Source organism: Mycobacterium sp. (genome assembly GCF_035633495.1).
Lineage (GTDB): Bacteria > Actinomycetota > Actinomycetes > Mycobacteriales > Mycobacteriaceae > Mycobacterium.
The window spans coordinates 1-20,310 of record NZ_DASQEU010000043.1 but is presented as its reverse complement, the minus strand read 5'-3'; the positions used below and the strand labels follow the sequence as shown (position 1 = coordinate 20,310).

At 65.7% G+C, this 20,310-nt stretch carries 26 protein-coding genes and 3 pseudogenes; 3 read left to right on the top strand and 26 right to left on the bottom strand.

Going from position 1 to position 20,310, the window contains the following annotated elements; all coding sequences use genetic code 11:
• Nucleotides 1-260: 260 nt before the first annotated feature.
• From VET27_RS06625 to VET27_RS06540, 18 genes are all read right to left on the bottom strand, one after another.
• Nucleotides 261-710, bottom strand: coding sequence for a universal stress protein (locus VET27_RS06625; protein ID WP_526516308.1), 450 nt, complete (start codon nucleotides 708-710; stop codon nucleotides 261-263).
• Entirely contained in the window at nucleotides 707-1,339 is a 633-nt protein-coding gene (locus VET27_RS06620) for a V-type ATP synthase subunit D (RefSeq protein WP_526516306.1), read from the bottom strand. Before VET27_RS06620 ends, VET27_RS06625 begins: the two co-directional genes overlap by 4 nt.
• 23 nt (nucleotides 1,340-1,362) lie before the next feature.
• Nucleotides 1,363-2,778, bottom strand: coding sequence for a V-type ATP synthase subunit B (locus VET27_RS06615; RefSeq protein ID WP_526516304.1), 1,416 nt, complete (start codon nucleotides 2,776-2,778; stop codon nucleotides 1,363-1,365).
• Complete coding sequence (locus VET27_RS06610; RefSeq protein ID WP_526516302.1) at nucleotides 2,775-4,490, bottom strand: V-type ATP synthase subunit A; 1,716 nt, start codon at nucleotides 4,488-4,490, stop codon at nucleotides 2,775-2,777. Before VET27_RS06610 ends, VET27_RS06615 begins: the two co-directional genes overlap by 4 nt.
• Nucleotides 4,487-4,990 (bottom strand): hypothetical protein, encoded by a 504-nt coding sequence (locus VET27_RS06605; RefSeq protein WP_526516300.1) that lies wholly within the window; start codon nucleotides 4,988-4,990, stop codon nucleotides 4,487-4,489. Before VET27_RS06605 ends, VET27_RS06610 begins: the two co-directional genes overlap by 4 nt.
• A 20-nt stretch (nucleotides 4,991-5,010) precedes the next feature.
• The gene (locus VET27_RS06600) at nucleotides 5,011-5,232 is read right to left on the bottom strand and encodes a hypothetical protein (protein ID WP_526516299.1); all 222 of its coding nucleotides are present in this window, start codon (nucleotides 5,230-5,232) and stop codon (nucleotides 5,011-5,013) included.
• Between the two features lie 5 nt (nucleotides 5,233-5,237).
• Nucleotides 5,238-5,669 carry an ATP synthase subunit C gene (locus tag VET27_RS06595; RefSeq protein ID WP_526516297.1) on the bottom strand — a complete coding sequence of 144 codons (432 nt, stop codon included), beginning with the start codon at nucleotides 5,667-5,669 and terminating at the stop codon, nucleotides 5,238-5,240.
• Nucleotides 5,666-7,129 carry a V-type ATPase 116kDa subunit family protein gene (locus tag VET27_RS06590; protein ID WP_526516295.1) on the bottom strand — a complete coding sequence of 488 codons (1,464 nt, stop codon included), beginning with the start codon at nucleotides 7,127-7,129 and terminating at the stop codon, nucleotides 5,666-5,668. The genes VET27_RS06595 and VET27_RS06590 overlap by 4 nt, the downstream gene beginning before the upstream one ends.
• Nucleotides 7,116-8,078, bottom strand: a complete 963-nt coding sequence (locus VET27_RS06585) for a hypothetical protein (RefSeq protein ID WP_526516293.1) — start codon at nucleotides 8,076-8,078, stop codon at nucleotides 7,116-7,118. Before VET27_RS06585 ends, VET27_RS06590 begins: the two co-directional genes overlap by 14 nt.
• The gene (locus tag VET27_RS06580) at nucleotides 8,075-8,425 is read right to left on the bottom strand and encodes a hypothetical protein (RefSeq protein ID WP_526516291.1); all 351 of its coding nucleotides are present in this window, start codon (nucleotides 8,423-8,425) and stop codon (nucleotides 8,075-8,077) included. The genes VET27_RS06585 and VET27_RS06580 overlap by 4 nt, the downstream gene beginning before the upstream one ends.
• Nucleotides 8,426-8,725: 300 nt before the next feature.
• On the bottom strand, nucleotides 8,726-9,046 hold the full coding sequence (locus tag VET27_RS06575) for a type II toxin-antitoxin system PemK/MazF family toxin (protein ID WP_526516289.1): 321 nt from the start codon (nucleotides 9,044-9,046) through the stop codon (nucleotides 8,726-8,728).
• A complete protein-coding gene (locus tag VET27_RS06570; protein ID WP_526516316.1) occupies nucleotides 9,043-9,117 on the bottom strand; it encodes a hypothetical protein in 75 nt (24 codons plus the stop codon). Before VET27_RS06570 ends, VET27_RS06575 begins: the two co-directional genes overlap by 4 nt.
• Entirely contained in the window at nucleotides 9,089-9,211 is a 123-nt protein-coding gene (locus VET27_RS06565) for a hypothetical protein (RefSeq protein WP_526516287.1), read from the bottom strand. The genes VET27_RS06570 and VET27_RS06565 overlap by 29 nt, the downstream gene beginning before the upstream one ends.
• Before the next feature lie 279 nt (nucleotides 9,212-9,490).
• The gene (locus VET27_RS06560; protein ID WP_526516285.1) at nucleotides 9,491-10,573 is read right to left on the bottom strand and encodes an SAM-dependent methyltransferase; all 1,083 of its coding nucleotides are present in this window, start codon (nucleotides 10,571-10,573) and stop codon (nucleotides 9,491-9,493) included.
• A gap of 92 nt (nucleotides 10,574-10,665) precedes the next feature.
• Nucleotides 10,666-11,997 carry a phosphoribosyltransferase family protein gene (locus tag VET27_RS06555; protein ID WP_526516283.1) on the bottom strand — a complete coding sequence of 444 codons (1,332 nt, stop codon included), beginning with the start codon at nucleotides 11,995-11,997 and terminating at the stop codon, nucleotides 10,666-10,668.
• Nucleotides 11,998-12,234: 237 nt separating this feature from the next.
• Nucleotides 12,235-12,489: a hypothetical protein gene (locus VET27_RS06550; RefSeq protein WP_526516281.1), complete on the bottom strand. Its 255-nt coding sequence runs from the start codon at nucleotides 12,487-12,489 to the stop codon at nucleotides 12,235-12,237.
• 257 nt (nucleotides 12,490-12,746) lie between these two features.
• Nucleotides 12,747-12,887, bottom strand: coding sequence for a helix-turn-helix domain-containing protein (locus VET27_RS06545; RefSeq protein WP_526516314.1), 141 nt, complete (start codon nucleotides 12,885-12,887; stop codon nucleotides 12,747-12,749).
• A gap of 335 nt (nucleotides 12,888-13,222) precedes the next feature.
• On the bottom strand, nucleotides 13,223-13,423 hold the full coding sequence (locus tag VET27_RS06540; RefSeq protein WP_526516279.1) for a hypothetical protein: 201 nt from the start codon (nucleotides 13,421-13,423) through the stop codon (nucleotides 13,223-13,225).
• 105 nt (nucleotides 13,424-13,528) lie between these two features.
• Here VET27_RS06540 and VET27_RS06535 point away from each other — a divergent pair, with 105 nt between their 5' ends.
• Both VET27_RS06535 and VET27_RS06530 read left to right on the top strand, forming a co-directional pair.
• Nucleotides 13,529-13,723, top strand: a complete 195-nt coding sequence (locus tag VET27_RS06535) for a hypothetical protein (RefSeq protein WP_526516277.1) — start codon at nucleotides 13,529-13,531, stop codon at nucleotides 13,721-13,723.
• Nucleotides 13,724-13,853: 130 nt separating this feature from the next.
• A complete protein-coding gene (locus VET27_RS06530; protein ID WP_526516275.1) occupies nucleotides 13,854-14,081 on the top strand; it encodes a hypothetical protein in 228 nt (75 codons plus the stop codon).
• Between the two features lie 64 nt (nucleotides 14,082-14,145).
• On the opposite strand, the gene VET27_RS06525 is transcribed toward VET27_RS06530, so the two are convergent.
• The 7 genes and pseudogenes from VET27_RS06525 to VET27_RS06495 all read right to left on the bottom strand — a co-directional run.
• A complete protein-coding gene (locus tag VET27_RS06525) occupies nucleotides 14,146-15,204 on the bottom strand; it encodes an HNH endonuclease signature motif containing protein (protein WP_526516273.1) in 1,059 nt (352 codons plus the stop codon).
• 126 nt (nucleotides 15,205-15,330) lie between these two features.
• The gene (locus VET27_RS06520; RefSeq protein WP_526516271.1) at nucleotides 15,331-15,828 is read right to left on the bottom strand and encodes an adenosine-specific kinase; all 498 of its coding nucleotides are present in this window, start codon (nucleotides 15,826-15,828) and stop codon (nucleotides 15,331-15,333) included.
• Nucleotides 15,829-15,983: 155 nt separating this feature from the next.
• Nucleotides 15,984-16,484 (bottom strand): Helicase associated domain protein, encoded by a 501-nt coding sequence (locus tag VET27_RS06515; protein WP_526516269.1) that lies wholly within the window; start codon nucleotides 16,482-16,484, stop codon nucleotides 15,984-15,986.
• Nucleotides 16,472-16,558, bottom strand: a pseudogene (locus tag VET27_RS06510) (hypothetical protein); the annotation flags it as partial. The pseudogene VET27_RS06510 and the gene VET27_RS06515, both read right to left, overlap by 13 nt.
• A 111-nt stretch (nucleotides 16,559-16,669) precedes the next feature.
• On the bottom strand, nucleotides 16,670-17,434 hold the full coding sequence (locus VET27_RS06505) for a helicase-related protein (protein WP_526516267.1): 765 nt from the start codon (nucleotides 17,432-17,434) through the stop codon (nucleotides 16,670-16,672).
• A gap of 99 nt (nucleotides 17,435-17,533) precedes the next feature.
• Nucleotides 17,534-17,941, bottom strand: a complete 408-nt coding sequence (locus tag VET27_RS06500; RefSeq protein ID WP_526516312.1) for a DEAD/DEAH box helicase family protein — start codon at nucleotides 17,939-17,941, stop codon at nucleotides 17,534-17,536.
• A gap of 129 nt (nucleotides 17,942-18,070) precedes the next feature.
• Nucleotides 18,071-18,334: pseudogene (locus VET27_RS06495) on the bottom strand (restriction endonuclease); the annotation flags it as partial.
• Nucleotides 18,335-18,768: 434 nt separating this feature from the next.
• Here VET27_RS06495 and VET27_RS06490 point away from each other — a divergent pair.
• Nucleotides 18,769-19,509, top strand: coding sequence for a YwaF family protein (locus VET27_RS06490; protein WP_526516310.1), 741 nt, complete (start codon nucleotides 18,769-18,771; stop codon nucleotides 19,507-19,509).
• 369 nt (nucleotides 19,510-19,878) lie between these two features.
• Here VET27_RS06490 and VET27_RS06485 read toward each other — a convergent pair.
• Nucleotides 19,879-20,217, bottom strand: a pseudogene (locus tag VET27_RS06485) (integrase core domain-containing protein); the annotation flags it as partial.
• Between the last annotated feature and the right edge of the window lie 93 nt (nucleotides 20,218-20,310).

Below are 20,310 nucleotides of genomic sequence, written 5' to 3'. Positions count from 1 at the left end.
ACTGGTGCTACACCTTCTACAATCACCAACGCCGGCACAGCGCCGCCGACGGGCTATCGCCCGTCAACTACGAGATCAGGGAATCCAAGACCAAGCCGGAAGCGGCATAGGAAACCCTCCACGATTTCGGGGGAACCACAGATCGCCGGGAGTGGATCGAGGCTTAGCTTAGGCGGAACCACATGGCGACTTCCTTGTGCGGCTGGGGCCTATGACAGGCGGTTTTCAGCGCCATCGGCAGGGCAGGCGACGGCAGAACGTCATATCGGGCGCGGGACGACCAAGACCGGAGTGTCGACCAGCTCGAGAACCTTCCGGGTGACCGTGCCGACGTAGGGTCGGCCGGCTCCCCGCACATCGGATCGGCCGATGACGAGGAGGTCGGCGCCCCAATTGCTCGCCTCCGTCAGCAGAAGCGCGGCCGGGTCACCTTCGAGGTGTGTCGTCTCGGCTCGCACGCCCGCCGATTGGGCTTCGGCACCGACATGTTGCAGGAGTGATTCCGCAGCTTTGTTGCGTCTGGTTGCCAGCTCGCTGTCACGTCCCATGCCGGCGAGCGCGCGGACGATTTCACCGTCGCTGGTGACGTGCACGAAACGAAGGTGCGCGCCGGTGCGCGCCGCGATCTCGACTGCGGCGCGGGCCGCGGCCAAGGCGGCCGGTGAGTCGTCGACGGCGACGAGGATCTTGTAGAGCATGGGCTCTGTCATGGCGTTCCTCTGCTGCTCCGGCTTCGCTCGTCGCCGGTGCGATTGCCGGCCGCCCAGCGCAATCGCACGGCGTCGTTGTGCTCGTCTTCCTCGAGCTTGAATTGCAGTTCGGCCAGGGCCTGCTGCAAGCGGGGTATCCACCGGTCTTCGATGGCGCGGAGTCGGCGACGAGTGGCAGTCTCTTGCGCCTCGAGAACACGTACTGCCGTCTCGATGGTTGCCTGCTGGACGGCGGCCTGTACCGCGCGTCGATAGCAGTCACGTGCCGCGACCAGTGCGGCGTTGCTGGGGGGCGGTGCGTCCGGCGAGGGGTCCGGCACGGTGCAGGTGGCCTCGGCCGGATAGCGCACTCCCATCGACTGCTCCCAGCAGATGCGGACCTCAGCGGGCGCCGGTACGGCGGCGAGCCTGACCGACCGCTGCCCGCCGAGCAGAACTCCACGCAACAGCCACATGTCCGCCTCGCGGCTCGCGGACTCCCACTCGGCGGCCATCCTGTCCTGTTGCAGCGCGAGTTGTTCCCGTTCGGTACGCAGGATGCGTAGCTTGTGGTCGAGCAGATCCGCGCCGTGCTGCGCGGTGGTGAGCCGATGTTGGAGCCACAGGCGACCGGCTCGTCCGGGGGGCATGTGCATGAGCTTGGCCATCGCGCTCACGGCCCCGCGGAGGGCTCGGCGTACCGGGCGTCGAGCACAGCGTTCGGAAGCATCGTGAGCTCCCGGCGCGGAAGAACACGCAGCGCCTCCCAGGCGCGGTCGAGTGTCTCGTCGAGTGTCCGCGACTCGTCGCGACGCTGGTTGAGCAGGCGCTGTTCCACCGCTTGTTGGAAGGATAGATACGAGCGGTCGGTGGCGCTGAGCGCGTCCTCGCCCACCAACTCGGCGAGCTCACGCGCTTGCCGGGCCCGGGCCAACGATGCCAGGACCTGAGCGGCCACGTCGAGGTGATCCTCCCGGGTCCGTGCTGGGCCCGCACCTTTGCGCATGAGTCTGGACAGGGAGTTCAGTGGCTCCACGGGCGGGTAGATGCCGGCGTCCTGCATGGTGGCCGAGAGGACGATCTGGCCTTCGGTGATGTATCCGGTGAGGTCCGGAACCGGATGGGTGATGTCCCCGGCGGGCATCGTCAACACGGGAAGCACGGTGACCGACCCGGGCACGCCACGGATGCGGCCGCACCGCTCGTAGAGCGAGGCGAGGTCGCTGAAGAGGTAGCCCGGATACGCCCGGCGGCCGGGTATCTCACCTCGTGCCGCGGACACCTCCCGCAGCGCCTCCGCGTAGGACGTCATGTCAGCCATCACGACGAGCACGTGCCGGCCCATGTCGAAAGCGAGATACTCGGCGACCGTGAGCGCGAGCCGGGGCGTCAGAATCCGTTCGACCACAGGGTCGTCCGCCGTGTTGAGCAACAACACCAGCTCGCCGGCGGCCGAGCGCGCCTCGAGCGCGTCTCGCACAGCGGCCGTGTCGAGGTGGGTCAGGCCCATGCCCGCGAAGACGACCGAGAACGGCGCATCACCCGCGGTGGACTGCGCGGCCACCTGAGTCGCGAGCTCGAGATGCGGCAACCCGGCAATCGAGAACACCGGCAGCTTCTGTCCCCGCACCACCGTGGTCAGCGCGTCGACGGCCGAGACCCCCGTGATGACCGGCTCAGCCGGCGGCTCGCGGTGCGTTGGGTTGAGCGGGAAACCCGAGACAGGAGCCCGCCGCACACCGAAGATCGGTGGCCCCCCGTCGACGGGTTCTCCCCTGCCGTTGCAGACCCGTCCGAGCCAGCCGGGTCCCACCGGGATGTGTAGGGTCTCCCCGGCGAAGCGGACGCGGGTGTCGGCGGGCCGGATACCCTCGGTTCCCTCGAGCATCTGGACGACCGCCAGGTCGCGGTCGACCTCGAGGACGAGCCCGTTCCGTACCTCCCCAGAACCCAGCTCGACGCGCGCGGACTCGTCCCAGCCCACGCCCGACACGCCGCGGACCACGAGCAGCGGCCCTCGCAGCTCGGCCACATCCGTGTACTCGAGCGCGCCGAACGTCGCGGCCGGCACGATGGAATTCGCACTCATGACAGCTTCCCGAGTCGAGTCAGCACGGCGTCCAGATGCTCCTGGACCCCCTGGAAGTCCTCGGGGCCGGTTTCCTGCGCAGCGCGCAGCACGCTGCCGAAGTCCGTCTCCTCGATCGCCGTGGCGGGTACCCCCGACTCGACGAGCGCGTCACACCGGTCGATGACGGTGAGGACGGCCTCGAGCAGCGCCGCACCCTTGGCCGCGGAACAGAAGACGTCGTTCGGGCTCAGCGCACTCTGTTGCAGCACCCCCTCGCGCAGCAGCCGCCCGGCCAGCATGACCACGCGCTCGGCACCCGGCATCGCTCCGATGCCGACCAGATCGGCGAGGGCGCCTAGCCGATCGGCGTCCGAGAGCAACGCGCTGACCCGTTCTCGGCGGTGAGCCCATGCCGGATCTCCCTTCCGCGTATGCCAGGCGCCCAGCGCGTCGGCGTCGCGCGAGAACGATCCCGACCACGCAACCGCCGGATAGTGCCGCGCGTAGGCCAGGTCCCGGTCGAGCATCCACACCGATCGGACGAACCGCTGCGTGTGCGCGGTCACCGGTTCGGTCATGTCCCCGCCCGGGGGCGAGACCGCACCGACGATGGTGACCGACCCTCGGCGCCCGCCGAGAGTGACCACATGCCCGGCCCGTTCGTAAAAGGCCGCCATCGCCGACGCAAGACTCGCGGGATACCCCTCCTCCGCCGGCAAGGCCCCGGTCCGAGACGCGAACTCCCGCAGCGCCTCCGCCCAGCGCGAGGTCGAGTCCGCAATGAGCACGACGTGATACCCCATGTCCCGGAAGTACTCGGCAACGGTGACACCGGTGTAGATGCTGGCCTCACGGGCCATCATGGGCATGTTCGAGGTGTTCGCGATGATCACCGTGCGGCGACTGAGCGGATCGCCGGTGCGAGGGTCCTCGAGGGCACTGAGCTCGGCGACCACATCGGCCATCTCGTTGCCGCGCTCGCCGCACCCGACGTACACGATCACGTCGGCGTCGCACCACTTGGCGATCTGCTGCAACAGCATCGTCTTGCCGGTACCGAATCCACCCGGCACGGCGGCACTGCTGCCGCGGGCCACCGGATACAGCAGGTCGAGGACCCGCTGCCCGGTGTGCAGGCCCTCGGCAGCGGTGAGGCGTTCGCGATACGGCCGCGGACGCCGGACCGGCCACAGGCTGGTGAGCCGAACGTCGACCCCGGCAACCGTCGCGGCCACCGCATCCGCGGCACAGCTGCCCGCCGTCGCGATGTGCTGCACCACACCGGCCGTGCCCGCAGGGACCAGGATCCGCAGCGGCAACGGAGTGTCGCCGCCGATCGATCCAAGCTCGTCACCCTCCGACACGATCGCGCCTTCGGCGACCGAGGGAGTGAACTGCCAGCGTCGGTCGGTGCCGGCTGCAGGTGCCGCGCCCGGAACCAGCCAGGTTCCGGCCTCGGACAACGGGCGCAGCAGACCGTCGAACACCGAGCCCAGAAGCCCCGGGCCCAGTTCGGCCGAAAGTGGTGCGCCGCGGGAAACGACTGCGGCACCCGGGGCCAAGCCGCCGGTGTCCTCATACGCCTGGACGGTGATCCGACGATCGGTGATGGCAACGACTTCTCCCGGCAGCTGCTGCTCACCGAGCAGCACAACGTCATACATCGCCACGCCGGCCAGACCCTCGAGCTCGACCAGCGAGCCTGATACCCGGGACACCTCCGCGCTCACGACGACCAGAGCCCTTCAACGTCCGCGCCCATCGTGTCGATCACGTGGTCGGCGAGGCCCATCAGGGTGTACAGCGCTCGCCGACCGTTCATCTCGGCGAGCACCCCACCTTCGGGGGGCTCGCTCACCACGGCGTCGGTCCCGAGCACCGTTCGGGCATGCCCGGCGAGACGGTCCCGCCACGGTCCATAACCGGGGTCGTCCCGTAGGGCGGACAACGCATGCACGACCTGGGAACGCAGCTCGTCGTAGGCCTCCCGTTGCGCGGCCAGTACGACCGTCCGGGCCTGGCGTCGAACCCGCGCACGCTCCGCAGCGAGCACCGCTGCGGCGTCGGATTCCCCCTCTGCGCGAGCTACGCCGCGGATTGCGTCGGCTTCGCGCTGCGCCGCCGCCAGGGTCGCGTCGGCGTCGGCATCGGCCTCTGCGACCACGCGTTCGGCCTCCGCTCGCGCCCGTGCCAACAGCTCCTCTCGGACGGGGGCGAGAGGATCGGCCAACTCAGGCGCCGCGGCAGCGGTTACGATGGCATGACCACCGTGAACGGGAGCAGCTTCGCTGTGCGGGCACTACCCAGGATGCGGGCCGCCCGAGAAGTCAAAATGACGACCTGGATGTCGTCGGGTAGGCTGCTCCAGGCGCCGTGGACCGCGTCGTCGCCCTCGGCCGGCAGGACGAGGACGCCGGCGAGTGCGTAACCGGACACCGCGGTTTCCTCGCCGATGACCGCGACACGTCCCATATCAGTCACCCTTTGCCGATCAGGATGATCGCGACGATGAGGCCGTAGATCGCAATTCCCTCGGCCAGTCCGACGATGACCATCGCGCGGCCGAACAACTCGGGCCTCTCACTCATCGCCGCCAATGCGGCGGCACCGGTGTAGGCCACGGCGAAGGCAGCCCCGAGGGAGGAGCCCGCCACGGCGATGGCGGCGCCGAGCAGCGCGGCCGACGACGAGGACCCGGACCCGCCCTCCTGCGCCACGGTCGTGGTCACCTCGGCCGCCCCGGTGCCGGCGGTGGCGATAAGAGCGAGCGCCGCGAGCGCGCCGACGAACACAAAGGCATTGAGGCCGACGAGGATTCGCACGGCGGTCCGATCCCGACGCCTCAGCAGCTGACGAGTCGCGGCGAACGCGGCGACGAGGACGGGCAGTGCAAGAAACCAGATCATCATGGTTTTCTCCCGATAGTGGCGCCGAATGGTGCCGAGCTGTTGGTGGACAGGAGTTCACCGGTGCGATCGGTGGCGACGTGCCAGGGTCGAAACGGACGGCCCTCGCCGGTGAAAATCCGGGAGAACAGCTCGTAGTACTCCAGACGCAGAGCCTGCACCCCGGCAACGAGTGCCTCGAGGCCGAAAGCGAGCACATTCCCGAGGACGAAGACGAGGACAGCAGCGGCCACCAGGACGCCACCCGACCGCCACAGCCCGGCCGTGCCGTCCCACACGATCTTTCCCAGTGCTGCGTGGGTGAGACCGAATGCTGCCAGGCGGGTGAAGGAGACCAGGTTGGCGCCGACCCGTATCACGGCGTCGAACACTTCGACGGAGGCTTGGGCGATGCCCGCACCGCCGCCACCGGCCGCGGCCAGAAATCCGATGTACGCCAGGGCGACGCCGCCCGCCATGACGAGGGCGCCGGCCACAATGACCCACCCGAGACGGCCGTTCGCGCCGAGCACGATGAGGCCCAGCCCGCCCAGAAGGGCGGCACCGGCGATTCCGGAGGGGGCACTCAGTGCCAGCGGCCACCCCCCCTCGCGCCAGCGGTTGACCGTGCCGATGATCTGGGCACCGGCAAGAAACACCGCGCCCGCACCCAACGCGACAGCCATCAACGTGACGGGTTCGTCGAGCGGGGCCAGCCACAGCACAGGAACCACTCCGGTGGGCCCGAAGAACTCCCCGTAGAGCAGCCCGAACACGATCGCGGCCAGCCCGGACCCGACGACGAATGGCCAGACCTTGTGGAACCGGGCAAGCGCGCGGGGTCTTCTGGCACGCATCAGGAACCCGAGAACGACGAGCAGGGCACCGTGTCCGGCGTCCCCGAACATCATTCCGAACATCAGCACATACGCAATACCGGCCAGCACGCTGGGGTCGACGTCGGCGTAGGGCACCGTCCCGTACGTCTCGACCAGCGGCGTGAACGATTGCCGCAAGCCCTTTCCGGGGTGCAGCAACGTCGGGGGGTCCACCCCACGCGGTGACGGGATCGGCACGACGCCAGCACCGACATCCGCCAGTCGGCTGGTCAGGTGCGGTAACTCCAAGGTTGGAACCCAGCCGGCCAGAGCGGCGATCTCGTGGCGAACGACGGCGTCGTCGGCGAGCGACACGAGTTCGGCCTCCCCTGCGAGCAGATCGTCCCGGCCGTCACGCTCGAGGTCAACCAGGTCAGGTGTGGTGGCGCTCAAACACGGATCCGGCGATCCACCAGGGCGCACGCCGAGGAGTCTGCGCGCGGCCTCGCTTCCGGCCCCGCCGGCGTTGCGTCCCGAGGTCGTGCGATCGATCTCGACGACGCCGGCGTCGGCAACGAGCACGAGCATGTCGCGCAGGACCGCCCTGGGGCACACGAGAGCCACCCGCTGCATGCGCACCGGTGCAGTGGCCTCACGCCACCCCATCGAAGGCCTCCAGTGTCGGTCCTGCGCCACCACGCGCCGCTGTTTCCAGCGCTGCCCGAACCCGCCAGGCGTCCACGGCCAACACCGCGAGGGCACCGACCACCGGTTTCCGGTCGTAGCCGGAACCGCGCAGCAAGGCGAACCCGTCCCGCTCGACCCGATGCCACCACGCGGCCTCCCCGCGCCAGAGGTCCTGACTCTGATCGAGGCCGTCGAGCACCCACCGGGCACCATACGGGAGGTCGTCGCGCAGCCCCGCCAGGTCGACCGGGCGGGCGGACAACGCACCGACGAATGCCGGTCCCAACACGTACGACGCGCGCAGCGCCAGAGGCTCCGTGAGCCTTTGGTCCTCGAGGGCGACCTCCTTGAGCACGAGCAGCGCCGCGCCGGCCCGCGCCCACCCGGCAGCCTCGGGCACATCCGCGATCACGGCATCGGCCCAGGCCAGGCGAAGTCCGAGAGCAAGCTCGCGCGGTGTTCTGCACCCACGCAGCTGCCAGCGCGACGTTTCTAGCACCTCCGCGATCCCGGTGAGTGCGGTCGCCGAAGACAGTCGCGACCACGAGGTGTCGAGCATCCCGAGCGAGTAGGGCGGATCTGTGGGCACGCCCTGCGGTGTCGACAAGCGTTGCAGCGTCGAGAGGTGCTCATCGAAGTTGGCCACCTCGAAACCCGCCGCGAAGAGGCGCACGACGTCCGCATGCCCACGCGGAAGCCACCCCGCAAGCACCCGCATGTTCCACAGCAACGAGGCGGCGACCGCGTGCTGGGCGGCGCCCAGACTCTGACCTGAGCGCACATCGTGTCCGTACGACGACGAAGCCAGCGCGGCCAGCGCCTCACTGAGTCCCGGTGACGTCGCAACCTCACGCGCCCCGGCCGCACCCAGGCGTCGTCTGGCCAGTGCCTTGGCGCGGACCACGCCCGCAACCCAGGGCGAGCTCACGAACCGTGTTCCTCTGAGGTGTCCAGCGCGGCCCTTGTCGCCGATACGACACGCTCGACGTACGACGGCATCTTTTCCGCGGCGCGGCGGCGCACAGCCATGGCATCCACCTCGGCGGCAGCCAGAGTCGCCGCAGTCTCCTCCTCGACATGCCGGGCGAGGCGAAGGGCGGCGTCTGCGCGTTCGGCCGCCGCTTGCCGGTGAGCGGCGGCGACACGAGCACTGGCCTGCTCCGCCGCGGCCTGCCGCCGTCGCTCGGCTTCACGCTGCGCCTCGGCACGGATCCGCGAGACTTCTTCCTGCACAATAATGAGCTGTGCGAGGACTGGCTCGAGCTCGGCCGACATCTCGGCCACCCGGTCTGCCGGGACACCGGTCGCCGTGGCCGCCCCAGGCGTCCCGGCGGACCGGAAGCGCTGCAGTATGTCTCGGGACCTTGGCATATGCCCTTCCGTTGTGGCGCTGGTGTTTGGCCTATACTAAACCGCGGGGTGCCAGGAGACCGGCGTGGAGTGGACGGTCGAGAAAGCAGCGGGATCAGCCAATTCACCGAGCTGGCCGCGCTTGCCGCGACCAGGTAAGCCGCTGGCGTAGCTCGATGCGAAGTCGGCCGGCCGCCCCACCCAACCAGCATCCCGGACCACCGCTCAAGAGGCTAGGCCGAGAAACACCATGAGCGACCGTTCAATGTCCGCCGTTAGCGCGGCGGATACGCGACCGACCCGCTGTCCGAGGTTGGACCGGCGGACTGTGGTGATCTTGTCGATCATGGCGTAGCTGGGCTGAGCGATTCCGGTGGTCGTCGGTATCGCGATTCGCGCTACGGTCGCGTCAGCCACAGTCGTGGTTAGTGGGATGACGACGACTGATTCGGTGGCGGAGAACAGGTTGTCTTGAATGATGAGCGCCGGGCGAGGTTTGGCGGCACAGACACCCCACGAGACGGTCCACAGCTCGCGACGGTTCACTCCTGATCGGTCAGGTCGGAGATCGCCTCGACGAAGTCCATGTCATCGCTGCGCCGGTCGGCTTCGGCCAGCGCCAGCGCTTCTCGGTGTGCCTCCGCAGCAAACCGTGACGACCGAACGTCGGGCAACCCACACTTGCACTGGGCGATACCCGCGTTCACGCATACGTTGGCGGTATTCGCTGGCTCGCCGTGTCGATGATGTACCCATGCCTCAACAGTGCATGAAACGCTGTTGCATGCAACAACAGCGTAAATAGTCGATGCCGAACATGTTTTCGAGGGGCGTTGCGCTACTCCTCGCGCTAGATACCCCCGTAAGGGTATGCAAAAAGGCGACTCCGAATCTCTTCGAAACCGCCTTGACCTCTATGTTCTCTTGTCGGGCTGACAGTGTCTGGTTTCACGGCATAGTTGGCAACTGTCTCGCTGACACACCTGACCATCAGGCCGGCGTCACAGCCTCGGGGGCTTTTTCGAAAAGATAGTGAAAGACCATCCACTCATTGCCGTCACCGTAGCCGAAGACCTCCGAGCAGAACAGCAGGAACATCCTCCATCGTTGCAGAGCGACTGACGCGGATGTGGGGCCGCCTTCCAGAGCGCGCAGGCACTCCTTGGCGTTCGCGTCAAGCTTCGCAAGCCATGCTTCGAGAGTTCTGCTGTATTGGCCCCCGTTGATGTCCCAGACGGTGGATTGCTTCAAGTCCGGCGGAAGGAAATACTCGAACAAGTCTCTGCTCGGCATGGTGCCGCCGGCGAAGAAGTACCTCCCCATCCAGTCTGTGGTCTTGAAGTCGTAGGCGAACCGTCGATTTCCGAGGATCTGCACCATCATTCGACCGTCGGGCTTCAACCACGAGCTCACCTTTTCCAGAACCATGTCGTAGTTCTTCATGTGCTCTAGCATTTCGCACGACACGATCACATCGAAGGCGCCGTGGAACGACGGGTCGTCAAATGTGCTTGCGTCCTCTTTGGCATTGATGAATCTGTCTGCGTGCTTGCGGTTTCGAGCCTTGATGAAGTCCTGCTGTGTGGCGCTGTTCGACAGGAAGGTGACGTGCACTCCGTCGTAGTTCTCGAGGACGTAGCCCCCGTGGGAACCCCAGCCGCAGCCAAGGTCGAGCAGTCGAATCGACTCGCGCTCCTTGATGAGCTCACTGAGTTTCAGATGTTCTTCGAGAAACGCGTGCAGCATGACGACTTCAGCGTCGGCGAGGCTCGTTGAGGGCTCCGGAAACAGGCAGCATGAGTACTTGAGATACGGCCCCAGCATGAGTTGAAAGAAGCGCGTAGGCACTTCATAGTGCTGGATGTTGGCATCCGCCTGGTGAGTGGCGCCGGCGCTGTCGCGCAGTTTCTCGAAGTACTTCTTCTTGTAGAACGCCTGCTTTTCAGCGTCTCCGCCGCACTCGAACGTCTTGACCCAAGTGGCGCACATCCCCCGGACCAGGATCCGCAGCACCGCATCGGGGAGAAGGCCACGCTCTTTGAGGGCCAGGACAGCGTTGAACAGGCGTTCCACGGTCAATATCAAAACATACACCGGCTCGCGGCGGGGCTGGAGCGACAGTTGCGAACTGGGCGAGAAGGTCCGCCATGGCTGTTCGTGCCCATCTACGGGTCGGCAGCTGGCGGGCTCATGTGGTCGGTGAACCAGTCACGCGCCAGTATCGCGACCCGCTCGAGGGTGCCTGGCTCTTCGAATAGGTGGGTGGCCCCGGGTACCACCGCGAGCTCGCACTCGCCGGGCATCACCGCTTGTGCCTGTCGATTCAGTTCGAGGACTACGTCGTCGCGTCCGCCCACGATGAGCAGCGTCGGCGCGTGAACGCGGGTCAGGTCTTGACCGGCGAGATCGGGCCGGCCGCCGCGTGAGACGACCGCCTCGACCTTCACCTGGGGATCGGCGGCGGCGCGCAGCGCCGCGCCCGCCCCGGTACTGGCCCCGAAGTAGCCGACGGGCAGCGACGCGGTGTCGGGCTGGGACGCCAGCCATGCGGTCACGTCGACCAATCGGCGAGCAAGCAGTGCGATGTCGAAGACGTTGGCGCGGTTGCGATCTTCCTCGGGCGTGAGCAGGTCGAACAGCAGCGTGGCGAATCCGGCCGTGTTGAGTACGTCGGCGACGAAAACGTTGCGGGCGCTGAATCTGCTGCTCCCGCTGCCATGGGCGAACACGACGATTCCCGTAGGATGCTCGGGAATCGTCAGGTGCCCGGCCACCGAAACCGGTCCGGCACTCACCCGCACCTCCTCGTCGCGCAAGGGCGGGTCCACAGCGCCTTGGTTGGCGACAGCCTCTCGAAAACCGTCGCGGGCGCGATCAAGCAGCGCGATCACCTCGTCGTCAGAGGTCTGGGCGAAGTTGCGGTATCCCTGCCCGACGGCGAAGAAGAACGCGGGGATGCTCAGGCACACCACCTCGTCCGCGTACTGGGCGAGGGCTTCGACGGTGTCGGCCGCGCCGATGGGCACCGCCAACACGACCCTGCTCGCGCCATGGGCTCGGGCGACCTGGCATGCCGCCTTCGCGGTCGCTCCGGTCGCGATGCCGTCGTCGACGATCACGGCGACCCGCCCCGCCAACGAGATCTGGTCACGTCCTCGGCGGAAGCGCTCCGATCGGCGCTGCAGCTCGGCCCGCTGCTTTTCCTCCACCGCATCCATGTCATCACTGCGCAGCTCCGCAGCACGCACGACGGAATCGTTGATCACCCGCGCGCCGCCCTCACCGATGGCGCCGAACGCCAGTTCGGGCTGATACGGCACCCCGAGCTTCCGCACGACAAGCACATCGAGCGGGGCGCTCAGTGCCGTGGCCACCTCGTAGGCCACCGGCACTCCACCTCGGGGGAGGCCGAGGACGACGATGTCCTGGCCGCGAAAGGAGTCCAGACACCGGGCCAGTTGGCGTCCGGCGTCGGCGCGGTCGTCAAAGTGCTTCACATCCTCGAGTGTGTCCCAGATCACGGGACGCCGATACGGACTTAGGTCCCTCAACCGGCACCAAGGCCAAAGAGCCGCAACACATCAGGCAAGTGACGAACCATGCAGGGCTGGCGTGTTCTACTCGGCCAGTTTGGCCGCGCCAAGGTCGGGGGCTCACCGTCCACGGCCAGCAGCACCTCCTGCGGTGCCCGACCGTTCCTATGCTGAACCTCAGTTCACTTCGATCGTGAAGGGCTATGCCGACGACTTGAGGCCCTTGTAGATGATCGGCACCAACTCCCCCAACAGCTTCTGCGCGAGCTCGGGGTTGTTGATGATCTGGGTGGACAATTCTCCCGAGGACGCCATTGCATCGATGACGGCAGTCATGAACTCGCTATGCAGGTCGGGACTGGCCGAGAACTGGGCCAGGGAGTTGTGCAAGGCCTGCTCTTGAAGGGTCTCGCTCTCTTCGAGCCGGTCCTTGATGTGTGTGACGACGTTCTTCACGCCTGAACGGAATCGGGGTGATCACCGGAGAACAGGTCGTTGATCTCTCGATGACCTCCGCAAGCGCCACCAGCTCCGGGTCTTTCACAGTGCCAGTCCCCGCCTCCTTGGCCGGTTCCAGGGGGACGCCGCCTGCGAGCTTGCCCGAGGTGGTGCCCTGTTCATGTGGGGCGATGTAGTCGAAATCCACCGTGGATAGGTCGATCTCGTGGTTGAGCTGCTGGCGCACATCACCCATAAGGCGCGCTGGGATGCCTTCAGGACTTGAGGACGCGGGAAACGGTGCCCACGGAGCACTTCACCTCGGCCGCTATTGCACGCAAGGACTTCCCGGCTTCGTGTAATACGTGAATCTGCCTGTCACGGTCGCCGGTGTCGGCCCGTCCGCTGGGCCTCACCTTGCCGTCGCGCCCGGTGACCGTGCGGTCTCGTCCGGCGGCTTCGCCTCGTGGTGTGCCTTTAAGACGATGATCGGGCTCGTCGTAGCCGACGCGATTGCCCGGGATGCTCAGGTCGCTCCTGTTCTCCTTTATTCTCTTCACGGATTCAACTGTGCCAGGTTTGTTATGCCGTCGAAGACTCACTAGGAGGAATTTTCTCAGGCTGTGAGAGCTTTCCCGGTGCGGTCTCGCTGTTGCCCGGCCCCGGACTGCCGATGGGCTCCCAACGGCTCTGCAATCACGCCGCCATATCTCTGTCTGCGGTCTAGGGCCAGCTACCCACCGCACCCCACCTAGCTCAGTGGATCGATGCCGAGGTTGAAAGGGTCCGGATCCTGGGTGTCGATCGCGAATTGAAGCCAATACCTCGGATTGAAGAACAACAGGCTTCCATCGATTTCAACCTTGAGCACAGCATCGGGCATCAGGTCATAACGGGTCGCGTCGGGGTAATGAGTTATACGGCCGTCGGCCTGGTGTATTTGTATGTCCACGCCCGGAGTGTGGCATGGAGGCCGACCCTGTAGCGCCGGTACGGAGCGGCAACCGGCTGTCGTCAAACGCAGACTTCGGGCCAGCCTTCATGCCGTACTCCCGGCATGACATTCAAAGTGAAACATCCCGACGATCCCACCGACGACTACGGCGACGAAGACACTTACGAATTCCTGGACGACGGCGTCCTCAAAGTTCGGGTGTCGTCGACCGGAAAGACGTACTACTTTCCGGCGGGTGTGTGGAAGACGCTGATCGCAGGAGACGGGCACGAACCCGGCCTGAGGCTCGCGCCATAGCGGCCACATCGGTGGATCTGACCTCACGCATACCCCCAAGGATGCGTAATGGAGATTGCGCCTGACCAGAACAGCAGTCGGCTCCCGCAACTGCTGACTTCGAGGCCGCCTTCACGCCATACTCCCGAACATGGCTTTCACCGTGTGGCTCGTTAGCGAAGGGGAGCATCATCCCGAGGAGTGCGAGGACGGCGATATATTCGAATTCCTCACCGGAGGTGTGCTCGCGGTGCACTACGTAAGTCCGGGCCGCTGGTCTGACTACTACCAGTCCACCATCTGGACACATGTCGCCGCCGCACCCAACCACAAGCCCGGCGAACCTGCGAATCAGGACATCGGACCCGATTTCGACTAGACCCCACAACTCCCAGCGGTGTGTAATGAGATCCCGCATTGGTGCTGGTGCACGGGCCTTCTCATCAACGGCCTGCTCGGAGCCGTGGGTGATCGCCGGTGGTGTCGAGATCGATGGTCTGTCCCCGCCTCAACCATGTGGGCAATCCAGGTGGTTCCGTTTGGTAGAGGCCACGGGCGGCGTCTCTAACTCGCTTACGCTGTGTGGGCCAACGGATCTCGGTCTCGATCCGGTCGAGCTTGTTGGCCCGGTCGGTGTCTTCCAGAGCCTTGTCCACGTGTTGCAGGGCCGGGATCTTGTTGGATTTATCGCTGTTGCAGGGCATGCACGCAAGTACGAGGTTCTGCAGTCCGTCAAGCCCCACACTTGACCACGGAAGTACATGGTCAACGGGATTTCCGGGCTTCAGTTCTGCTTCGCAGTAGAAGCAGTATGGACCGAAGGCCTGTTTGAACGGCGTCTGGACTGGGGTCAGGTCGACACGCGCACGCCCGAAGAGGTGGCCCTCGATGTCGAGGACTTCATCGTCGAGAACATTGATTCTGCGGACGTCACTCACCCACATGCTTTGTAGTGCTGGTTTGAGCAGGCCGGATAGCCGCGCCAGGCCGTGCGCCACGCCTGCCTTGAGCGTGATCGCCCCGCCATGCACTGCCAGCTTCTTCGCCGACATGTGCTCGTCGAGGAACGAGTCGTCGTACAGGAACGGGTCGGCTACCGACCTAATCCTCTGGAGACGACGGAGTGGCTGTTCGGCCAGGGTGATCGTGATCGTGTCGAGGGCCGCCCGATAGGCGTCGAGGTTTCGCGATTTCGCCACGTCGAGGGTCGTCCGCGACTGCCCAACTCCTGATGCTGCCCGGAAGTCGAGGACAGCAGCGACGATCGTGGCTCCCCCGGTGGGCTGGCGCAACTGGAGGTGCCTGTCGAAGCAAAGGACCTGGTACCAGTAGAGGTCCATCACCCGTTCTGCAAGCTCACGTATCGGAACCTCCAGCGTGTCATCCCGGCCTTCTGGAAGGTGTTCGATGCAGTGGTCAACGAGCGCCATCAGCGTGGCCAGCTTGTACGTTGCGGTGCGCCTGCCAGTCTCCAGGATCTCTACGACGCGATGGCCAAGCAAAAGTGGATCGGCCGCGTTCTAGGTCACATCCGCCATTCTCGTCAACCATGCGCGTACTGCGTCGGTAATGCGCTCAAACGGCGACTCCCTGAGATCGGCACTCGCCGCGTTCCGCACGGGGTGCTGTCAGAGCTTGTAACCGATGACACGGAGCAGGTCGCGCCGGTCGGCCACGTCGCGATCGGTTTCCACCCCGAGGGGCACCTGTCCGTCGACGACGCCCACAATGCCACGGCCACGCGGGGTCACCGCGACCACGATGTCAACCGGATTGGCTGTGGCGCAGTGGATCGTGCAGACCTCAGGCACTGCTTTGACCGGGTTGAGGATGTTGACCGGGAACCCGTCACGCAAGAGGATCACGAAGGAGTGCCCGGCGGCGATGGCGAGCGCATTGCGGGTCGCCAGCTCGACCAATTCAGGATCATTGCCGGTGCGGCGAACCAACCGTGGTCCTGAGGCCTCGCAGAAGGCCAGGCCGAACCGTAGCGACGAGCTCACGCCCACCATCGCCTCATGTAGGTCCTCGACCGTCTTGATGAAATGCGCCTGCCCGATCACGACATTGACATCGTCGGGCTTGTCGACGGGCACCACATCCCAGGAAAGCGTCGTCGTGGTCACACACACATGCTCCCACCGGCAAGCGACAGCCACGTCCGATGCCCGGAATGCGAACAGTCCCTTCGGCGTGCCACCCCGAGCCAGTCACTCACTGGGTAGCTGGTCTAGTTACTGCGACCGGCCAACCCGCTGGCCTAGGTCGACGACGATGCCTTTCACGCCCAGCCGGGCAGCTCATGGAGTCGGCGTTCGCGGTCAGCGTCAAGGGTTCCCTCGGCGTGGTTGCATTGCCGTCGAACCCATTCCCCCGGCGCGTAGCCATCGACCGCGTAGGACCTTGCGACGTTCGCGTCACCGTGGCGTTCGACGTAGCCCACTAGTCGACTGAAACCCTCCTCCCACTGGTCGGCGAGCGGGTCCCATGACCAGCCGGGCAGACCCTGGAGTCGGCGTTCGCGGTCGGAGTCCAGGGTGCCTTTGGCGTGGTTGCCGCGCTGCACCTTGACCCATGCACCGAGCCGGTAGCCATCCACCGTGCAAGACCGTGGGACACGGGCATCGCCGTGGCCTTCAACGTATTGCGAGAGTCGACTGAAGCCCTCCCCCCACTGGTCGGCCTTGGGGTCCCATCTCCAACCGGGAAATCCTGGAGTCGACGTTGGCGGTCGGCGTCCAGGGTGCCTTTGCCGTGGGAGTTCCGTTGAACTATGACCCACTGACCGAGCGGGTAGCCATCGAGGATGTGTGACTGCGGGACGCGGGCGTCACCGTTGTGTTCGACGTAGTGCAGAAGTCGGCTGTAACCGTCCTCCCACCCGGCGGTGTGGGGATTCCATGTCCAGCCGGGCAGCTCGATGACTCGGCGTTCAAACCGGTCTGGGACGTGATCAAGGCGCTGCGCTCACACGACGACGAGCTTGGCGAGCAACTCGATGAACTCAGACGACAGCTCGGTCGGTGGGGCCACGGCGGGGTCGTCGTCGGTGTCGATGAAGACGGGGATGACGATGGTGCCGACGGTCTTGTGTGTGGAGAGTCTGATGGCGCGGCCGACGGCCTGCACGATGTCGACCTCGGAGCGGCGCGGGTCGACGAAGGCCACGCTGTCGAGAGTGGGGACGTCGACTCCTTGGGCCAGGCAGCGCGCGTTGGCGAGCAGCCCTTGTTCGCCGTGGTCGAGCCTGCCGAGGTGTTGGAGCAGCGCATGGCGCTGCCCGGCGGGCATCTCGCCTGATGCGTAGTCCGACCACAGGTGTCCCGTGGGTCGCTGGCGCGCAGGCATCCAGGCGATCACCTCGGGTAGCGAGCGGGCGAACTCTTCAGCACGTTTAACCTGGGAGTGGAAGGTGATGGTGCGGTGCAGGTCGTAGCGGCGCATCGCCTCGGCCAGCCCGATTTGTCCGGCCAGCGTCCGGGCGTCGGTCACTTCGGTGCCGTCGAGGGTGACGAACCGGCCCCGCTGTGCCCAGTCGCGGTAGGTGGCGTCATCGACGCCGACGACCACCTGGTAGTCGGTGAGCAGGTCACGGTCGATCGCCTCCGCGAACCCGAGCCGGTGGAACACCTTGCCGAACACTTGCTCGTTGTCCATCGAGGCGACCTCAAAGTCGGCCTCCTTGGCTTCCCGCACGACCCGACCCGTGAAGTAGCGCGGTGTGGCCGTCATGAGCAACCGGCGGCGCGCCTTGATGGCCCCGATGCCCAGGATGGTGCCGAAGTCGGAGGAGACGCGCCCGGCGCAGCGATGGGCCTCATCAGCGATGGCCTAGGTCGAAGGCGGGCACCCGGCCCAGCCGGAACGCCTTGGCGATCTGCGGCGACGATTGGTAAGTGGCGAACATGACACGCGGGCCGGACCGCCGACGCAGGAACGCCGCGATCTCCCCAGCGTCCGTCGTGACCGGGAAACCCAGATCACTCGTGTTCGACACGACCGCATCGGGTTCGGCGACTGTCGCGTCGGAACGCACCGGAAGGAAGTCGAATCCCAGCGTCGTGTTGGCCGTCCACTCGCGCAGCGTTTGGCCAACAGCGACGGCACCAGCACCAGCGTGCGGTCGGCAGCGAGCTTCTCGTCGTGGATGAACAGCGCGGTCAGGGTCTTGCCGGTCCCGCAGGCCATGATCAACTGGCCACGGTCGCCCTCCTCAAACCGCTTCAGAACCGAGTTCATCGCCTCGCGCTGATGAGGCCGGGGGTGTTTGGGTGGCAGCCGCCGGGCACGCATATCGGATGGGGAGCCGGGCCAGTCGACCTCGGCGGCGTCCAGGTCACCGAGGAGCAGAACGCTCGCCTGCTTCTCCTGGGCCTCGATCGTGCGCTTGGCGGTGCGCCCGATCAGGTTCGTCGTCGCGATCAACAACCGGAACGAGAACTCCGACCGCCCCGACTCGGCCAAGAAGGCATCCACGTCACGTTTGGTGATCTAGGTGGCTGGGTCATACGCCTTTTCCTGGATCGCCCAGAGGTGTCCGTGACGGCCCTCAGCGACGAGGTCGATACCGGCGTCAGCGCCCCACCGTCCAGGCCACTCATCCCAAAGCCACACCCTGCGAAGCTCGCCCATGTAGACGGGGTCGTGGGTCAGGAACCACTGGCAAATGCGCTCAAACTCCCTGCCCCTGCGGAGTGGGTCAGGATCCAATCGACCCAGAAGGGCAGCGAGCGCCGTCACGACAACGAGACTAGAGGTCAAGGAGCTACCGACCGGTGGTTCGCCACGGTGGCCCGGGGGTGTGAGCCCCCGGCAGGTCTGTCATCCCTCGTGGCTCTCGGCCAGGTAGCGGTAGAGGGCGGCTCGCCCGATTCCCAACGTCTCGCAGATGGTCGCGGCTCCCTGCCTGAGCGCACAGTCCTGGACCGATTCTGCGGCACATTGAAACGGCCTCAAACGAATTCGATCAACGACCCATACGCCAATGAGCACGGGTGCGACTCCTTCACCCGACTTCACCCGAGCCGCCCCAGACCGATGAGTCGATACGGTAACCGCCGGTGGCGATGATCTTGGACGAAACTGTGCAGTTGATGGAACTGTTTTCTGCGCAAAGCCAGTTCATGGCGTATGGCCCGTCACACTGGGCCGTCATCGCTGTGTTCGCGACTGGCTGTGCGCTTCTTGTCTGGATCGGACGCAGGCAGAGCGAATCGCAAGCCCGGTGGCTAGGCCGCATCCTTGGGGCGCTGACTGCCGCGATATTCGGCGTGGTGCTTGTGTATTCGCTGATCCCGCCCACCATCGGCAGGTCGGTACCACTGAACCTGACCGATCTCGCGACCGCCGCTGCGGCCTATGCGTTGTGGTCGCAGCGACGCTGGGCCTTCGCCCTCACCTACTACTGGGGCCTCGTTCTGAGCACACAGGCCTTGATCTCACCGGTTCTGACTGGTCCGGACTTTCCCGACTACCGGTTCCTCGGTTTTTGGGCGATTCACCTGCTCGTTGTCTGGGCAGCCATCTACCTCACCTGGGGCCGCAGGATGCGGCCCGGATGGCGCAGCTACCGCTTCGTGGTCGTGGTCACCGTCGTGTGGGCGGCAGTTGCGTTTACTTTCAACCGGATCGCCGGAACTGACTACGGCTTCCTCAACGGAAAACCCCGCACTGCGAGTCTGCTGGACGTATTGGGCCCCTGGCCGGTGTACGTACTGACGGCGTCCACACTCGTCATCATCGTGTGGGCCCTGATGACCTGGCCGTGGATCCGCTCAAATGAATCCCAAGGGTCGACGAGTCGGTAACTGGTCGGCAGGCGTTGTAGCAGCAATCGCTGAAACGGAGCGTCTTCCGACTCGCCGCTGCGGCTGAACCTGCCGGGACGTGTTTCTGCGACAAACATTCGAGACACGGCGAACTGGACCAACAGCGCGACAGATCGCGCCTGCCGAACTGTCGCAGATGTGTTCTCTTTCGAAACAAGCTCCCTGAGCCTCCCAGCTGACCCCTGTCAAGGCATCGCCTCAGCCCACGCCATATGTTCCTCGAAATCAAGGGAAGTTGCCATCGCACGATAGCGATCCCGATAGTCCCGGTAGGTTGACCGGTCGCCGTAAGCTCGTGCGAGCAGCGCGCGGAGCGGAATTTTTCAAGGTGGATGAGTCCAGTGGGTGTTAAGCGGCTGTCGTGGCGGGCTCCTGGTTGGCGTGTTGGGCTGGTCGGTTGATCCAGACGGTGTCGGGCAGATCGAGGATCTTCGGCGCGTGGGTAGTGCCGAAGCGGTGCGGATGGCGGGCGCGGGCGTCGGCCATGACCGTGCGCCGTTGGGCGGCTTTGTCGGCGGCAAACCCGTAGTGCACGTCGGCGGGTGTGTGTAGCCCGATGCCGGTGTGACGATGCTCGTGGTTGTACCACTGAGCGAAGGTGTTCATGAATTCCCTTGCCTCACCCAGTGATCCGAAGCGTTCAGGAAACTCCGGCCCGTACTTCAACGTCTTGAACAACGACTCCGAGTTATCCCGAATTCGGGATAACTCGGATTATGCCGAGGCCGTGATTATGCCGAGCATGAACCCGCGTGAGCGGGTTCGTGCTGGTCGGAGGGC

Coding starts and splice junctions, on each gene's coding strand:
- VET27_RS06505 (WP_526516267.1), bottom strand. CDS start 17,434: ATGACGGCCACACCGCGCTACTTCACGGGTCGGGTCGTGCGGGAAGCC.
- VET27_RS06625 (WP_526516308.1), bottom strand. CDS start 710: ATGACAGAGCCCATGCTCTACAAGATCCTCGTCGCCGTCGACGACTCA.
- VET27_RS06580 (WP_526516291.1), bottom strand. CDS start 8,425: ATGTCGGCCGAGCTCGAGCCAGTCCTCGCACAGCTCATTATTGTGCAG.
- VET27_RS06620 (WP_526516306.1), bottom strand. CDS start 1,339: ATGCCCCCCGGACGAGCCGGTCGCCTGTGGCTCCAACATCGGCTCACC.
- VET27_RS06600 (WP_526516299.1), bottom strand. CDS start 5,232: ATGGGACGTGTCGCGGTCATCGGCGAGGAAACCGCGGTGTCCGGTTAC.
- VET27_RS06530 (WP_526516275.1), top strand. CDS start 13,854: ATGGCTTTCACCGTGTGGCTCGTTAGCGAAGGGGAGCATCATCCCGAG.
- VET27_RS06565 (WP_526516287.1), bottom strand. CDS start 9,211: ATGCGTGAACGCGGGTATCGCCCAGTGCAAGTGTGGGTTGCCCGACGT.
- VET27_RS06595 (WP_526516297.1), bottom strand. CDS start 5,669: ATGATGATCTGGTTTCTTGCACTGCCCGTCCTCGTCGCCGCGTTCGCC.
- VET27_RS06590 (WP_526516295.1), bottom strand. CDS start 7,129: ATGGGGTGGCGTGAGGCCACTGCACCGGTGCGCATGCAGCGGGTGGCT.
- VET27_RS06615 (WP_526516304.1), bottom strand. CDS start 2,778: ATGAGTGCGAATTCCATCGTGCCGGCCGCGACGTTCGGCGCGCTCGAG.
- VET27_RS06535 (WP_526516277.1), top strand. CDS start 13,529: ATGACATTCAAAGTGAAACATCCCGACGATCCCACCGACGACTACGGC.
- VET27_RS06500 (WP_526516312.1), bottom strand. CDS start 17,941: ATGAACTCGGTTCTGAAGCGGTTTGAGGAGGGCGACCGTGGCCAGTTG.
- VET27_RS06490 (WP_526516310.1), top strand. CDS start 18,769: ATGATCTTGGACGAAACTGTGCAGTTGATGGAACTGTTTTCTGCGCAA.